Origin of the sequence: Vannielia litorea, assembly GCF_018424695.1 — a bacterium.
Lineage (GTDB): Bacteria > Pseudomonadota > Alphaproteobacteria > Rhodobacterales > Rhodobacteraceae > Vannielia > Vannielia litorea_A.
Genome location: NZ_QTNQ01000198.1, coordinates 1 through 920 on the forward strand (window position 1 = coordinate 1; position 920 = coordinate 920).

At 64.0% G+C, this 920-nt stretch carries 1 protein-coding gene; it reads right to left on the reverse strand.

From position 1 onward, the window contains the following. Positions 1 to 120: 120 nt before the first annotated feature. The gene (locus DYI42_RS23925; RefSeq protein WP_244868123.1) at positions 121 to 846 is read right to left on the reverse strand and encodes an EI24 domain-containing protein; all 726 of its coding nucleotides are present in this window, start codon (positions 844 to 846) and stop codon (positions 121 to 123) included. Positions 847 to 920 lie beyond the last annotated feature (74 nt).

Here is a 920-nt window from a genome sequence, read left to right on the forward strand (position 1 = left end):
GCTTGGGGCGTCGCGCCGATGTCTGCTGCAGGAGTGGGGGCCAGCCCGTTGCGCCGAAAGCGCACCTTCGGTGCGACACCCCCGGAGATAGTTGGAGCAAGAAAATGGAGCCGGGCCGGTCTAGCGGATCGGTCCGCTCGGTTGTGGGGTGCGTGCGGCCAGGTTCGGCTCCAGCCGGTGGAACATATGGGTGAAGGTGGCGACGCCGAGGATAGGGATGAAGAGGTTGATCAGCGGGAAGCTGAGCGGGATCGCCATCAGCGTGCCGGCGAACCAGATCTTGCCGAAGTGGCGGCGGCGGCTCTCATTGGCCGCCTTGCGGCCGATCCGGCGCATCGCGACCATCTGGTAATACTCCCGCCCCAGCAGCAGCCCGTTGATCGCCCAGAACAGCAGCGGAATCAGCGGCCCGGCGAAGATGTAGAGCACCAGCATCAGCATGTTCACGACGATCAGGATGCCGAAGAAGCCGAGCGAGTCGCGCAGGGCTTCTGTCCAGGGGAAGCGCGGGACATTGGGCAGATGGGGGTAGTGCCTGTCTTCCACCGCCGCGGCGATGTCTTCGAGGAAGAGGCCGGTAAAGGCGGAGGCGACGGGCACCATGAGGAAGATCGACATCAGCGCCATCAGGGCGATGGAGGCCCAGGAGAGCAGATCGTCGATCCAGGTCACTTCGCGGCCGAAGATGGTGAAGGTATCGGGCGTGACCCAGTCTAGGAACGCCAGGAACACGCCGTAGACGCCGAAGAGCAGCAGGATCGTCAGCCCCAGCCCCATCGCCAGCACCTTCACGAAGCGGCCGTCGAACATCTGGTTCACGGCTTTGCCGAAGTCGGAGAAGATCATTCGGAAACCCAGGTGGTGATCTTGGTGAGGTCCGGGCGGGGGCTGGCGCTTATACACATCTGACGCTGCCGACG